Origin of the sequence: Klebsiella variicola, assembly GCF_000828055.2 — a bacterium.
Lineage (GTDB): Bacteria > Pseudomonadota > Gammaproteobacteria > Enterobacterales > Enterobacteriaceae > Klebsiella > Klebsiella variicola.
Map to the genome: position 1 here is coordinate 1,559,650 of NZ_CP010523.2, position 15,655 is coordinate 1,575,304.

Sequence of the window (15,655 nt, forward strand, 5' to 3'; positions counted from 1 at the left end):
CCTGCGAGTATATCAGCAGCGCGCCATGAATAAACCGTATTGCTTTACCTCTATTAGCGCGGCTGTGTTATAATTTGCGACCTTTGAATCCGGGATACAGTAGAGGGATAGCGGTTAGATGAGCGACCTTGCGAGAGAAATTACACCGGTCAACATTGAGGAAGAGCTTAAGAACTCTTATCTGGATTATGCGATGTCGGTCATTGTTGGCCGTGCGCTGCCGGATGTCCGAGATGGCCTGAAGCCGGTACACCGTCGCGTACTTTACGCCATGAACGTATTGGGCAATGACTGGAACAAAGCCTATAAAAAATCAGCCCGTGTCGTTGGTGACGTAATCGGTAAATACCACCCGCACGGCGACTCCGCGGTATACGACACCATCGTTCGTATGGCGCAGCCGTTCTCGCTGCGTTACATGCTGGTGGACGGCCAGGGTAACTTCGGTTCCATCGACGGCGACTCCGCCGCGGCGATGCGTTATACCGAAATTCGTCTGGCGAAAATCGCTCATGAGCTGATGGCCGATCTTGAAAAAGAGACGGTCGATTTCGTCGACAACTATGACGGTACGGAGCGTATTCCGGACGTCATGCCGACCAAAATTCCTAACCTGCTGGTGAACGGCGCCTCCGGGATCGCGGTAGGGATGGCGACCAATATACCGCCGCATAACCTGACGGAAGTGATCAACGGCTGTCTGGCGTATGTTGACGATGAAGACATCAGCATTGAAGGGTTGATGGCGCATATTCCAGGCCCTGATTTCCCGACCGCCGCCATTATTAATGGCCGTCGTGGTATTGAAGAGGCTTACCGCACCGGTCGCGGTAAAGTGTACATCCGCGCGCGCGCGGAAGTGGAAGTGGACGCGAAATCCGGCCGCGAAACCATCATCGTGCACGAAATTCCGTATCAGGTGAACAAAGCGCGCCTGATTGAGAAAATCGCCGAGCTGGTCAAAGAAAAACGCGTGGAAGGCATCAGCGCGCTGCGTGACGAGTCTGATAAAGACGGGATGCGCATCGTGATTGAAGTGAAGCGCGATGCGGTAGGGGAAGTGGTGCTCAACAACCTCTATTCCCAGACTCAGCTGCAGGTCTCCTTCGGCATCAACATGGTTGCTCTGCACCATGGTCAGCCGAAGATCATGAACCTGAAGGACATCATCGCCGCGTTTGTACGCCACCGCCGCGAAGTGGTGACCCGTCGTACGATTTTCGAACTGCGCAAAGCGCGCGACCGGGCGCATATCCTCGAAGCGCTGGCCGTTGCGCTGGCCAACATCGACCCGATTATCGAACTGATCCGTCGCGCGCCGACCCCGGCAGAAGCGAAAACGGCGCTGGTTGCCCAGGCGTGGGATCTCGGTAACGTTGCGGCGATGCTGGAGCGCGCCGGTGATGACGCCGCGCGTCCGGAATGGCTGGAGCCAGAGTTCGGCGTGCGCGACGGTAAATACTATCTGACCGAGCAGCAGGCTCAGGCGATTCTGGATCTGCGTCTGCAGAAACTGACCGGCCTTGAGCATGAAAAACTGCTCGACGAATATAAAGAGTTGCTGGAGCAGATCGCGGAACTGCTGCACATTCTCGGCAGCGCCGATCGTCTGATGGAAGTGATTCGCGAAGAGCTGGAACTGATCCGTGACCAGTTCGGCGACGAACGTCGTACCGAAATCACTGCCAACAGCGCTGATATTAACATCGAAGATCTGATCAACCAGGAAGACGTGGTGGTCACCCTGTCGCATCAGGGCTATGTGAAGTATCAGCCGCTGACCGACTACGAAGCACAGCGTCGTGGCGGTAAAGGCAAGTCAGCAGCGCGCATTAAAGAAGAAGACTTTATCGACCGCCTGCTGGTGGCTAACACCCATGACACCATCCTCTGCTTCTCGAGCCGTGGCCGTCTGTACTGGATGAAGGTCTATCAGCTGCCGGAAGCCAGTCGCGGCGCGCGCGGTCGTCCGATCGTCAACCTGCTGCCGCTGGAAGCCGATGAGCGTATCACCGCCATCCTGCCGGTCCGCGAGTACGAAGAGGGTGTCAACGTCTTTATGGCGACCGCCAGCGGTACCGTGAAGAAAACCGCGCTGACCGAGTTCAGCCGTCCGCGTTCCGCCGGTATCATCGCGGTCAATCTGAACGAAGGCGATGAGCTGATCGGCGTCGATCTGACCTCTGGTCAGGACGAAGTGATGCTGTTCTCCGCGGCCGGTAAGGTTGTGCGCTTCAAAGAAGACGCCGTTCGCGCCATGGGCCGTACCGCCACCGGCGTACGCGGCATCAAGCTGGCGGAAAACGACAGCGTCGTCTCGCTGATTATTCCGCGCGGCGAAGGCGCGATCCTGACGGTAACGCAAAACGGTTACGGTAAACGTACCGCAGCGGCGGAGTATCCGACCAAATCGCGTGCCACTCAGGGCGTTATCTCGATCAAAGTCACCGAGCGTAACGGCTCCGTGGTGGGCGCCGTGCAGGTGGATGACTGCGATCAGATCATGATGATCACCGACGCCGGGACGCTGGTTCGTACCCGCGTTTCCGAAGTGAGCATCGTGGGCCGTAACACCCAGGGTGTGATCCTCATCCGCACCGCGGAAGATGAAAACGTGGTGGGTCTGCAGCGCGTGGCAGAGCCGGTGGACGACGAAGAACTGGATGCCATCGACGGTAGCGTAGCGGAAGGCGATGACGATATCGCCCCGGAAGCGGATACCGATGACGACATCGCCGAAGACGAAGAGTAATCGTCCCAGGTAAATGTTCTGAAAGGGCCGGGTATTCTCCCGGCCCTTTTTGCATTAAGATTGCGGCAAAGCCGGTTTACCGCTACTTTAACCCCATTCTGTTGAGTCCCTGACGGCCGAGCATCGCCACATTGAAATATCTTGCCTCGTTTCATACAACCCTGAAGGTTTCACGTTATCTGTTCAGAGCGCTGGCGGTATTACTGTGGCTGCTGATTGCGTTTGTCTCTGTGTTCTATATCGTCAATGCCCTGCACGAGCGGGAAGCCGAGATCCATCAGGAGCTCAATCTCAACGCCGACCAGGCCCAGCGCTATATTCAGCGTACGGCGGACGTGATTAAAGAGCTGAAGTACGTCGCCGGTAACCGCTTGTCGGCAGGGGACGCGGTAGCGCAAGGGCAAAACGGCGATATCGCGGTGCCCAACTTTGAACCCCTGTACCCAGATTCCGACTGCAGCGCGATGAGCAGCACCTGGCGTAATTCGCTGCAATCACTGGCGTGGTTTATGCGCTACTGGCGGGATAATTTTACCGCTGCCTACGACCTTAACCGCATCTTTCTCATTGGCAGCGATAACCTCTGCATGGCCAACTTTGGCCTACGGGACGTGCCGATTGAGCGCGATCAGGCGCTGAAAGTCCTGCATCAGCGCATTGAGCAATATCGCAACGCGCCGCAAAACGAGCGCGGCAACAACCTGTTCTGGATAAGCCAGGGCGTGCGCCCCGGCGTGGGCTACTTTTATGCCCTGACCCCGGTCTATATGGCCAACCGTCTGCAGGCGATGCTCGGCGTGGAGCAGACCATCCGTATGGAAAGCTTCTTCACGCCAGGCAGTTTGCCGATGAGCGTGACGATTTTTGACGATAACGGCCAGCCGCTGATCTCGTTGGCCGGCGCGGAAGGCAAAATCCAGAGCGAAGCGAAGTGGATGCAGGAGCGGATGTGGTTTGGCTACAGCGCAGGCTTTCGCGAGCTGGTGCTGAAAAAAAGCCTGGCGCCGTCCTCCTTAAGTATCGTCTATTCCGTTTCGGTGGACCAGGTGCTGGAGCGGATCCGCATGCTCATCATCAACGCCATCATTCTCAATATTCTGACCGGAGCAATGCTGTTTGCGCTGGCGCGAATGTATGAGCGGCGCATTTTTATCCCGGCGGAAAATGATGCGCAGCGACTGGAAGAGCATGAACAGTTCAACCGCAAAATCGTGGCCTCAGCCCCGGTGGGGATCTGTATTCTGCGCACCGTCGACGGGACCAATATTCTCAGTAACGAGCTGGCGCACAACTACCTGAATATGCTGACCCATGAGGATCGCCAGCGGCTGACGCAGATTATCTGCGGCCAGCAGGTCAACTTTGTCGATGTGCTGACCAGCAACCATACCAACCTGCAGATTAGCTTTGTCCATTCGCGTTATCGCAATGAAAACGTCGCCATTTGCGTGCTGGTGGACGTTTCCGCCCGCGTGAAAATGGAGGAGTCGCTGCAGGAGATGGCCCAGGCGGCTGAACAGGCCAGCCAGTCGAAATCGATGTTCCTTGCGACCGTCAGCCATGAGCTGCGTACCCCGCTATACGGCATCATCGGTAACCTCGATCTGCTGCAGACTAAGGCCCTGCCGAAGGGCGTTGATCGCCTGGTGACGGCGATGAACAACTCTTCCAGCCTGCTGCTGAAAATCATCAGCGATATTCTCGATTTCTCGAAAATCGAGTCTGAGCAGTTGAAGATCGAGCCGCGGGAGTTTTCCCCGCGCGAAGTGATGAACCATATCTCTGCTAACTATCTGCCGCTGGTGGTACGCAAGCAGCTGGGTCTGTACTGTTTTATCGAGCCGGATGTCCCGGAGCAGATGTCCGGCGACCCGATGCGCCTGCAGCAGGTGATCTCTAACCTGCTGAGCAATGCGATTAAGTTCACCGACACCGGCTGTATTATCCTGCACGTCCAGTGTGCGGGGGATTATCTGCAGATCAGCGTCCGCGATACCGGGGAGGGGATCCCGGCGAAAGAGGTGTTGCGCCTGTTCGACCCCTTCTTCCAGGTGGGGACCGGCGTGCAGCGAAACTTCCAGGGCACCGGCCTTGGCCTGGCGATCTGTGAAAAGCTGATCAGCATGATGGATGGCGATATCGCCGTGGAAACGGAGCCGGGGATGGGCAGCCGTTTTACCATCCGTATCCCGCTGTATGGCGTGCAGAACACACCGCAGGTGACGGCGGACGGTTTCGCAGGCAAGACCTGCTGGCTGGCAATTCATAATACCTCGCTGGCGATGTTCGTCACGTCGCTGCTCAGCTATCACGGCCTGACGGTACGCCGCCATGCCGGAGAAACGCCGGACGCCGACGATGTCTTGCTGACTGACGATGAAGCGCAGAGGGGCTGGCAGGGGAGTGCGATGGTCATCTTCTGCCGCCGCCATATCGGCATCCCGCAGGAGCGAGCGGCCGGAGAGTGGCTGCACAGCGTGACGACGCCGCATGAACTGCTGCCGCTGCTGGGGCGTATTTTCCACGTCGCCCTCGCCAGCGCGGAGAATAGCCGGGCGCTGATGGCGCCGGACGCGCAGATCGGTAATAACGACGACATGATGATCCTCGTGGTCGACGATCACCCGATTAACCGCCGTCTGCTGGCGGATCAGCTGGGATCGCTCGGCTACCAGTGCGTGACCGCTAACGACGGGGTCGACGCGCTCAACGTACTTAGCAAACAGCATATCGATATCGTGCTCAGCGACGTCAACATGCCCAATATGGATGGTTATCGTCTGACGCAGCGCATTCGTCAGCTTGGCCTGACGCTGCCGGTGATCGGCGTCACCGCCAATGCCCTGGCGGAAGAGAAGCAGCGCTGTCTTGAATCGGGGATGGACAGCTGCCTGTCCAAGCCGGTCACCCTCGACGTGCTGAAGCAAACGCTGACGGTGTATGCGGCGCGGGTACGTAACGGGCGGGAATAACGGGGAGCTCCGTCTCGCCGGGGCGAGACGGAGAAAACACAGGGATTACTCTTTATCCGTTGAACTCAGCGAGACGGAGGAGAGGTAGTTCAGCAGCGCAATGTCGTTTTCCACGCCCAGCTTCATCATTGCCGACTTCTTCTGGCTACTGATGGTTTTGATGCTGCGGTTGAGCTTTTTGGCGATCTCGGTCACCAGGAAGCCTTCAGCGAAGAGACGCAGCACTTCGCTCTCTTTCGGCGACAGGCGTTTATCGCCATAGCCGCTGGCGCTGATTTTTTCCAGCAGACGAGAGACGCTTTCCGGTGTGAATTTCTTCCCTTTCTGCAGCGCGGCCAGCGCTTTTGGCAGGTCGGTCGGCGCTCCTTGCTTGAGAACGATCCCTTCGATATCCAAATCCAGCACCGCGCTGAGGATCGCCGGGTTGTTGTTCATGGTCAGAACAATGATCGACAGATCCGGGAAGTGGCGCTTGATGTATTTAATCAGCGTGATCCCGTCGCCGTATTTATCACCGGGCATGGACAGATCGGTGATCAGCACATGGGCGTCCAGCTTCGGAAGATTGTTGATAAGGGCCGTGGAGTCTTCAAACTCGCCAACGACGTTCACCCACTCAATTTGCTCAAGTGACTTACGAATACCGAACAGTACGATCGGATGGTCATCGGCAATAATTACGTTCATAGTGTTCATGTATAAGGCTACCTTCTACAGCAAGCTCTTGACGTAAGCGTCAATGTCGCTGATATATTTTTCTATGCCTTGCGCATCCTTTTCGCGAATCAGATGCTCAAGCGTTTCACATAACTGCTTGCCGGGTATCAGATTAAGCATAGCAAATGCCCCTTTGAGGCGGTGGGCGGTTTGCGCCAGAGCAGCAAAATCGCCCGCTTCGATTTCAGTATACAATCTCTGAACATCATCCGGTACCGTATCGGCAAACAGTGCGTAATAGCCGCTGGCATGGAGTTCGGCGTTACTCTCGTTTCCTGAGGTGGCGGGCTGAACCGCCTCCTCCGCCAGCTGCTGCTCAATAAGCTGCAGGATAGCCTCCTGCATCGCCGTGCTAATATTAAAGTTGACCCGCAGTTGTCCCGGGCCGATCTTGCGTATCCCGACCTCATCATCGCTTAAAAGCAAGCCCGAAGCAGTAAGATTAGACGGATTATCCGTTAAATACAGATCGAACGCTTGACTTGTCGCCCGATCGTCCGGCGTGATGCAGGACGCCCCCCAGCTCTCCAGCTGGCGTGTGACAATCCGCCGCACTTCACTGGAAGTCACATCCAGCAGGACGATAACGTCATCCAGCAGATGTTCGCCCGCCTCTGGCGCCTCTTCGCTGGCCGGCATTTTCAGGTGCAGGGTATAGCGCGTTCCCAGCGACTCCCGCGCTTTGATGGTCAACTGCCCACCCAGTTTGCGCGTCATGCGGTCGCACAGCCAGAAGGTGAGGGCGTTTGCCTTGCCGTACAGATCGCTCTGGGTCTCGTTGAGATACGGGAAGTGCAAATTGTCGATCTCGTTTGCCGAGACGCCGTTGCCAGTATCCAGAATACGGAAGGTCAAACGATCGCTGGCCGACTCGTCCTGGCAAACGTCGAGGGTGATCTTGCCGATAGGCGTGGTGGTGATGGAATACTGGATTAACAGCACCAGTGTGCGTCGCAGGGCTTCACGGTCACCGTAGCGCTGCTCACCGGCAGGGAGCGCGTTATTGATCAGCAGCTGCAGACCCTTGCGCTTCATCGCCGGCAGAACTTCCGGTACAACGTCATCGATCAGTTCCTGAACCGAGAACAGCGCCTGGCTGGTTTTCCAGGTGTCGCTTTCCAGCAGATTGGCGAGCTGAATGTCATCGATCAGTTTGACCAGCTCATCGGCATGCTGCGCCAGCGTCCGGTTCTCTGTACTGCTGAGCGCCGCCGCCTCTGCCGCCAGGTTCAGCGCGGGCTGCTTCAGGGCGCTGCCAATATGCTGCATAAAGGCCGCCCGCCCCTGCTGGTTTTTCTCATACAAGCGCTGGGCCTGCTTGAGCTTTTTATTGACCAGCACTTCGCGGTCCTGGTCTCGGATAATCAGGATCTGCGTGCGCGGGGCTACCTGGCTGCGATACTGGCGGATTTCATACTGCTCATTATTGACGGTAGCCTGAATCACCCCCTGATGCTGGTCCGCCATATTGGTGATGTTCTGCAGATTCAGGTGCGGAAGCAGATGGTCGGCAATAGGGTTGCTGATAAGGGTTCGGTTGGCTTCCTGATCGTGAACCAGCAGCCCCAGCGGCAGCAAAGAAACAATTTCTTCATTTATAGCGCGTAGCAGACGCAGTTCGCTGTTGGCGGCGGAAGGGAGCCCGGCGCCAGACGGATTGCTGCGTCCTTTAAAGTGACGAAAGGTGGTAAAACCAAACAGCGCTAGCGCCAGCAGGCCAATGTTGAGCAGCAGCGGCAGAAGAATATTCTGCAGGGCGGCCAGCAGCATGCTGCTCAGCGGTACCGTCCAGAGCAACTGCATACCGGTAGTGCTGATATCGGTGGCGATGTCGATCTGCATGCCGTTAAAGGTGATCCCGATATGGTCGGTCGTCTCTTTGTCAGGATTGGTGGCAATGTTTTGCGACGGGTCTGGCTCGATACGGAAGCTGTCCAACGCCATGCCTGGCGGGATCAGATCGTTAATCGGCAGGTCGAAAGCGACCACCGTGGCCAGATGTCCAGGCTGGTTGAAGGTGGTGCGTAACGTAAAGTAGTGCGCGTTCTGCCAGGCGAGATGGCGCAGCGGCGAGAAGGTCTCGCGCTCATCAAGGGTATTGGCCTGCAGCAGCATCTCCGCGCGCCGGGATTCCACGACGCTACTGATCGTTGACTCTTTAAAGCTTGAGGAGAGGTCCTTCAACGGCAGGGTTGAGACCAGAATCAGGCTATTGTCCAGACCATTGAGATAGTACATCGACCATGGGATGGTTTCCGCACCCCACAAAATATCGAGATAATCGGACATTTTCTGCGTCATCTCGAGGGTCGAGCTATCGTGGGAGCCAAAAATCAGCGCTTCGGTTTTACGCCGGGGCTTCTCAAGGTAGTAGACGTCCTGTTTTAAACGCGTCTCCTGCAAGCCACCGCTCGCAGCGTTAGCCGAGGTCGCGGCGATATTGTCGTAGATCTGCCAGGTGGCATAGCGCCAGGTGTCAATGCGCTGGTGCAAGGCGTGGGAGACATCAACCACCTGATAGCTCTTCTCTTTCAGCCAGGCATTGACGGCACTTTGAATCATCACCCCCATCGTCGCCAGCAGGACAATAACCATCAAAATGAAGAAGCGGCTGATGTTGCCGGGGATCAGGGAGAATTTTTTCGGGGTCATCTTGTGGCTGAACGACTCATCATTGTTTGTAAACAGGATGTAGCGCCAGAGTAACTGGCAACAAAGCAGATGCTGCAGGCAGTATAAAGGCTAATGGCGTAAATCCATACTACAGAATGGTGCCAGCGGCGCGATACTCTCCAGGAATTATCTTAGAATCGAAGCGCCAATGAAACCGCGCCAACAACGCTGACCAGTCGCGATATTGACAAAGTACAGGCGGAAGAATCGCACGAAATAACAAGACATTGGCTGAATAAGGGCAATTGACAGGCTAATTGATTGATTAATAGTCGTTAGGGAATTTTTTGCCGTAGCACAGATAAATTAAAGTTGTGTAAAGAAGGGTAAAAAAAACCGGATGCGAGGCATCCGGTTGAAATAGGGGTAAACAGACATTCAGAACTGAATGACGGTAATAAATAAAGTTAATGATGATAGCGACTGTTATTTTAGTCACCAATGATAGTTTTGTTTTACCATTCAGTGCTATAGAGTTATTTGTGTGTATGCGATTGATTGTGAACCAATAAATATTTTTTTTGATTATTAGTGCGTATTTCCCAGACCATTTTGTGGTGCAAAAAGTTCCGCCATTTTTACAAATTGAAACATCTTGTGGGCATTTTGAAACATCTTAGAAGTTTTAGTATCATATTCTTGTTGGATTATTCTGCATTTTGCAGCACAATGAAATAGCCGACTGATTAGAAGGGTAATCAGTAAGCAGTGGCATAATAAAAGGCATATAACAAACAGAGGGTTAATAACATGAAAGTTAAAGTACTGTCCCTCCTGGTACCGGCTCTGCTGGTAGCAGGCGCAGCAAATGCGGCTGAAATTTATAACAAAGATGGCAACAAATTAGACCTGTACGGTAAAATCGATGGTCTGCACTACTTCTCTGACGACAAGAGCGTAGACGGCGACCAGACCTACATGCGTGTAGGCGTTAAAGGCGAAACTCAGATCAACGACCAGCTGACCGGTTACGGCCAGTGGGAATACAACGTTCAGGCGAACAACACTGAAAGCTCCAGCGATCAGGCATGGACTCGTCTGGCATTCGCCGGTCTGAAATTTGGTGACGCGGGTTCTTTCGACTACGGTCGTAACTACGGCGTGGTATACGACGTAACGTCCTGGACCGACGTTCTGCCGGAATTCGGCGGCGACACCTACGGTTCTGACAACTTCCTGCAGTCCCGTGCTAACGGCGTTGCAACCTACCGTAACTCTGACTTCTTCGGTCTGGTTGACGGCCTGAACTTTGCTCTGCAGTACCAGGGTAAAAACGGCAGCGTCAGCGGCGAAGGCGCGACCAACAACGGTCGTGGCGCGCAGAAACAGAACGGCGACGGCTACGGTACTTCTGTAACTTATGACATCTTTGATGGCATCAGCGCTGGTTTCGCGTACTCTCACTCTAAACGTACCGACGATCAGAACAACCTGGTTCTTGGTAACGGCGACAACGCTGAAACCTACACCGGTGGTCTGAAATACGACGCGAACAACATCTACCTGGCCACTCAGTACACCCAGACCTACAACGCGACCCGCGCCGGTTCCCTGGGCTTTGCTAACAAAGCACAGAACTTCGAAGTGGTTGCTCAGTACCAGTTCGACTTCGGTCTGCGTCCGTCCGTGGCTTACCTGCAGTCTAAAGGTAAGGATCTGGAAGGCTACGGCGACCAGGACCTCCTGAAATATGTTGATGTTGGCGCGACCTACTACTTCAACAAAAACATGTCCACCTATGTTGACTACAAAATCAACCTGCTGGACGACAACAGCTTCACCCGTAACGCCGGTGTTTCTACCGACGACGTGGTTGCACTGGGCCTGGTTTACCAGTTCTAAGTCGCAAGCTGCACAAGAAAAAGGCGCCTCTGGCGCCTTTTTTTATGTCTGGTTTAACCTCGCTGGTATACTCTTGTCGCCCTGGTAAGAGGAGCCTCGACTAATGGACATGACTTTCTTTCGCGCCGCACTGCTGGGCGCCTGCGTACTGCTCTCTGGCTGCGATTCAGCCATCACCCCTGCGACCCCTGCTTCGACGGCCACCGTGCTGGATGGCAAAACCATGGGCACCTTCTGGCGGGTCAGCGTTATTGGCGTGGATGAGGCAAAGGCTGAGGCGTTGCGCGCCAAGGTTCAGGCCCAGCTGGACGCCGACGATCGCCTGCTGTCGACCTGGAAAAACGACTCGGCGCTGATGCGTTTCAACCACGCGGCGGATACCCGGCCCTGGCCAGTGAGCGAAGCGATGGCGGACATCGTGACGCTGTCGTTGCGGATTGGCGCCAAAACGCACGGCGCGATGGATATTACCGTGGGGCCGCTGGTCAATCTGTGGGGCTTTGGTCCGGATAAACAGCCGGTCACCACCCCGGATGCCCAGGCGATAGCCGCGGCGAAGGCGCGCACCGGCCTGCAGCATCTGCAGGTTATCAATCAGAGCGGCAGGCAATTCCTGCAAAAAGATATCCCCGATCTGTTTGTCGATCTCTCCACGGTGGGGGAGGGCTATGCTGCCGATCACCTCGCGCGATTGATGGAGCAGGAGGGGATCTCCCGCTATCTGGTGTCGGTAGGCGGGGCGCTGGTGAGCCGCGGGATGAACGGCGAAGGCAAGCCCTGGCGGGTGGCGATCCAGAAACCGACTGACCGGGAAAACGCCGTCCAGGCGATTGTCGACATCAATGGTCACGGCATCAGCACCTCCGGCAGCTATCGCAACTACTATGAACTCGACGGCAAACGTATCTCGCACGTCATCGATCCGCAGACCGGGCAGCCGATAACCCATAAGCTGGTCTCCGTGACCGTCATTGCGCCAACGGCGCTGGAGGCGGATGGCTGGGATACCGGACTGATGGTGCTCGGGCCGGAAAAAGCGCAGCAGGTGGTGCGCGAGCAGGGGCTGGCAGTCTATATGATCGTCAAAGAGGGCGAGGGGTTTAAAACCTGGATGTCGCCACAGTTTCGCACCTTCCTCGTCGGCGAGAAAAATTAAAAAGCAAGATTGCGGGTTTTTTGCTGCGGGCGTCGCCGCAGACTGAGGATACACTTACAGCAGGAGCCTCGTCATGAAACCGATAGTTGCCGATACCGATGACCGCCGCTGGCAGGCGGTCTGCGAACGTGATACCCGGGCCGATGGTCAGTTTGTCTTTGCGGTACTGACCACCGGTATCTGCTGCCGCCCTTCCTGCCGCTCGCGTCGTGCGCGGCGGGAAAACGTGCGCTTTTTTGCCGACGTCGCCGCTGCCGTGGCGGCGGGGTTCCGCCCTTGCAAACGCTGCCAGCCGGATAAAGACGATCCGCAGCAGCAAAGGGTCGACAAAGTGGCGCAGGCCTGCCGGTTGCTGGAGCAGGACGCGCCCCTGACCCTTGAGGCGCTGGCTCGTGAGCTGGCGGTCAGCCCGTTTCATTTCCACCGTTTGTTTAAATCCGTCACCGGTATGACCCCCAAAGCGTGGCAACAGGCGTGGCGCGCCCGACGTCTGCGGGAAGCGCTGGAGCAGGGGAACACGGTGACCCGCGCCGCGCTGGCGGCCGGTTTTCCCGACAGCAGCAGCTATTATCGTCAGGCCGATGCGGCATTAGGTATGACCGCCCGTCAGTTTCGCCGTGGCGGCGCCGCCACCGTGGTGACCTGGACCACGGGCGACTGCGCGCTGGGCCGCTGTCTGGTGGCGCAGAGTGAGCGTGGCGTTTGCGCCGTTCTGCCGGGCGATAACGATACGGCATTGCTCGACGACCTGCGCCAGCGCTTTCCCAACGCCGAGTTGCGCCAGGGCACCCCTGAGTTCCGTCGCCAAATGGCCGAGGTTTTCGCCCACCTCGACGACAGCCGGCGGCCGGTATCGCTGCCGCTGGATCTGCAGGGCACCGCCTTTCAGTTGCAGGTCTGGCAGGCGCTGCGGCAGATCCCGGCGGGCGAGACCCGCAGCTACCGCCAGGTGGCAGAGCATATTGGTCTGCCACGAGCAGCAAGAGCGGTGGCTGGCGCCTGCGCGGCGAATTCGCTGGCGGTGATCGTTCCCTGCCATCGGGTGGTACGGGAGGGCGGCGCGCTGTCCGGTTATCGCTGGGGAACGGCGCGGAAAGCGCAGCTGCTGGCGCGCGAGGCCCAATACGAGGAGGAATAATGCTCGATCTGTTTAGCGATACGCCACCGTGGCAGGAGCCGCTGGCACCCGGTGCGGTGGTGCTCCGACGCTTCTCCCGCGAGCGCGCCCCGGCGCTGCTGCAGGCGATTGCCGATGTCGCCCGCCAGTCGCCATTTCGCCAGATGGTCACGCCGGGCGGATACACCATGTCGGTCGCCATGACCAACTGCGGCGCGCTGGGCTGGACCACCGATCGCCACGGCTACCTGTACGACCCGGTCGACCCGTTAACCGATCAAACCTGGCCGCCGATGCCTGCCGTATTCCGCGAACTGGCGCTGGCGGCAGCCGCGGCCGGCGGCTATCCGAACTTTTCCCCCGACGCCTGTCTGATTAACCGCTATCAGCCGGGCGCAAAACTGTCGTTGCATCAGGATAAAGATGAACAGGATCTGCGGGCGCCGATCGTCTCGGTCTCGCTGGGTCTGCCGGCCATCTTTCAGTTTGGCGGGTTGCAACGCAGCGACCCGCTACAGCGGCTGCTGCTGGAGCATGGCGATGTGGTGGTCTGGGGCGGCGAGTCGCGTCTGTTTTATCATGGTATTCAGCCGCTGAAAGCGGGTCATCACCCTGAAACGGGCGACTGTCGTTACAACCTCACTTTTCGGCAGGCGGGCAGTCGCCAGTATTAAAATAAGAATTATTCTTGATGTCATCGGCGAGCCGTTTAAACTGCTGGCTGTTTTGCTTTTCCGGATAGCCTGTTATGGAACTTCTCTCTCTCGTCTGGCGTCAGTATCGCTGGCCGTTTCTCGGCGTGATTGCCCTCAGTCTGCTCAGCGCCGCGCTGGGTATCGGCTTAATCGCCTTCATTAACCTGCGCCTGATTACCGCTGTCGATACCTCGCTGCGGGTCCTGCCGGAGTTTCTAGGCCTGCTGGGGCTGCTGATGGCGGTGACGCTGGGCTCCCAGCTGGCGCTGACCACCCTCGGCCACCATTTTGTTTATCGCCTGCGCGGCGAATTTGTTAAACGCATCCTCGATACTCAGATTGAACAGGTGGATAAGATCGGCAGCGCGTCGCTGCTTGCCGGGCTGACCAGCGATATCCGTAACATCACCATCGCCTTTGTGCGCCTGCCGGAGCTGGTGCAGGGGATCATTCTGACCTTCGGCTCTGCCGCCTATCTGGCCTGGCTGTCAGGCAAAATGATGCTGGTGACGGCGCTGTGGATGGCGCTCACCATCTGGGGCGGTTTTGTGCTGGTGTCGCGGGTGTACAAACATATGGCCAGCCTGCGCGAAACGGAAGATAAGCTGTATCACGACTACCAGACGGTGCTGGAGGGGCGCAAAGAGCTGACCCTCAATCGCGAACGCGCGGAGTATGTGTTTAATCAGCTCTACCTCCCGGACGCCCGGGAGTATCGGCACCATATCGTTCGCGCCGATACCTTCCATCTCAGCGCGGTTAACTGGTCGAATATTATGATGCTTGGCGCCATCGGGCTGGTGTTCTGGATGGCCAACAGCCTCGGCTGGGCCGATACCGCCGTGGCGGCGACCTATTCCCTGACGCTGCTGTTTCTGCGCACGCCGCTGCTCTCCGCCGTCGGCGCGCTGCCCACCTTGCTCAGCGCCCAGGTGGCGTTTAACAAGCTGCGCCAGTTCTCTCTCGCCCCATATCAAGCCGAATTTCCCCGGCCGCAGGCGCATCCTGACTGGCAGACGCTGGAGTTGCGCGATGTCACTTTCCATTATCCGGACCAGCGCTTTGCGGTAGGGCCGCTTAACCTGACGCTGAAACGCGGCGAGTTGGTGTTTCTGATCGGCGGCAACGGCAGCGGCAAGTCAACCCTGGCGATGCTCCTGACCGGCCTGTATCAGCCGGTTTCCGGTCAGATCCTCGTGGACGGCCAGCCGCTGGCGGCGGATAAACCGGAGGAGTATCGCAAACTGTTCTCCGCGGTGTTTACCGACGTCTGGCTGTTTGACCGCCTGCTCGGGCCGCAGGGAGAGGAGGCCGATCCGGCGCTGGTGGCAACGTGGCTGGAGCGCCTGCAAATGGCCCACAAGCTGCAGCTGGAGAACGGGAAAATCGCCGACCTCCGGCTGTCGAAAGGGCAGAAGAAGCGCGTGGCGCTCCTGCTGGCGCTGGCCGAGTCCCGGGACATCATTCTGCTGGATGAATGGGCGGCGGATCAGGATCCGCATTTCCGCCGCGAGTTCTATCAGGTGCTGCTGCCGCTGATGCAGCAGATGGGGAAAACCGTGTTCGCCATCAGCCATGACGATCACTATTTCCAGCACGCCGATCGCCTGCTGGAGATGCGTGCCGGCCAGCTGTCCGAGCTCACCGGGGAGGAGCGGGCGCAGGCTTCCCGCGATGCGGTGGCCCGTACGGCCTGATGCTCGCCGCGAGCCCGGGGGAAAAGCCGGGTGC

The 15,655-nt window shown here is 57.4% G+C and carries 9 protein-coding genes; 7 read left to right on the top strand and 2 right to left on the bottom strand.

The window, feature by feature from the left end:
- Positions 1–118: 118 nt before the first annotated feature.
- Entirely contained in the window at positions 119–2,752 is a 2,634-nt protein-coding gene (gyrA, locus tag SP68_RS07470) for a DNA topoisomerase (ATP-hydrolyzing) subunit A (RefSeq protein ID WP_008803974.1), read from the top strand.
- A 131-nt stretch (positions 2,753–2,883) separates the two neighbouring features.
- Positions 2,884–5,724: a two-component system sensor histidine kinase RcsC gene (rcsC, locus tag SP68_RS07475; protein ID WP_012967528.1), complete on the top strand. Its 2,841-nt coding sequence runs from the start codon at positions 2,884–2,886 to the stop codon at positions 5,722–5,724.
- Positions 5,725–5,769: 45 nt separating this feature from the next.
- Here rcsC and rcsB read toward each other — a convergent pair whose 3' ends face one another.
- Positions 5,770–6,420 (bottom strand): response regulator transcription factor RcsB, encoded by a 651-nt coding sequence (gene rcsB / locus SP68_RS07480; RefSeq protein WP_004201684.1) that lies wholly within the window; start codon positions 6,418–6,420, stop codon positions 5,770–5,772.
- A gap of 15 nt (positions 6,421–6,435) precedes the next feature.
- Positions 6,436–9,093, bottom strand: coding sequence for a phosphotransferase RcsD (gene rcsD, locus SP68_RS07485; protein WP_022064826.1), 2,658 nt, complete (start codon positions 9,091–9,093; stop codon positions 6,436–6,438).
- A gap of 771 nt (positions 9,094–9,864) precedes the next feature.
- Here rcsD and SP68_RS07490 point away from each other — a divergent pair.
- From SP68_RS07490 to SP68_RS07510, 5 genes are all read left to right on the top strand, one after another.
- The gene (locus tag SP68_RS07490; protein ID WP_008803977.1) at positions 9,865–10,956 is read left to right on the top strand and encodes a porin OmpC; all 1,092 of its coding nucleotides are present in this window, start codon (positions 9,865–9,867) and stop codon (positions 10,954–10,956) included.
- Positions 10,957–11,059: 103 nt separating this feature from the next.
- Positions 11,060–12,112: an FAD:protein FMN transferase ApbE gene (gene apbE / locus SP68_RS07495; protein WP_022064827.1), complete on the top strand. Its 1,053-nt coding sequence runs from the start codon at positions 11,060–11,062 to the stop codon at positions 12,110–12,112.
- 73 nt (positions 12,113–12,185) lie between these two features.
- Positions 12,186–13,250 carry a bifunctional DNA-binding transcriptional regulator/O6-methylguanine-DNA methyltransferase Ada gene (gene ada / locus SP68_RS07500; RefSeq protein WP_008803979.1) on the top strand — a complete coding sequence of 355 codons (1,065 nt, stop codon included), beginning with the start codon at positions 12,186–12,188 and terminating at the stop codon, positions 13,248–13,250.
- Positions 13,250–13,903 (top strand): DNA oxidative demethylase AlkB, encoded by a 654-nt coding sequence (gene alkB / locus SP68_RS07505; RefSeq protein ID WP_032730834.1) that lies wholly within the window; start codon positions 13,250–13,252, stop codon positions 13,901–13,903. The genes ada and alkB overlap by 1 nt, the downstream gene beginning before the upstream one ends.
- Positions 13,904–13,977: 74 nt before the next feature.
- Complete coding sequence (locus SP68_RS07510; protein WP_022064828.1) at positions 13,978–15,621, top strand: multidrug ABC transporter permease/ATP-binding protein; 1,644 nt, start codon at positions 13,978–13,980, stop codon at positions 15,619–15,621.
- Positions 15,622–15,655 lie beyond the last annotated feature (34 nt).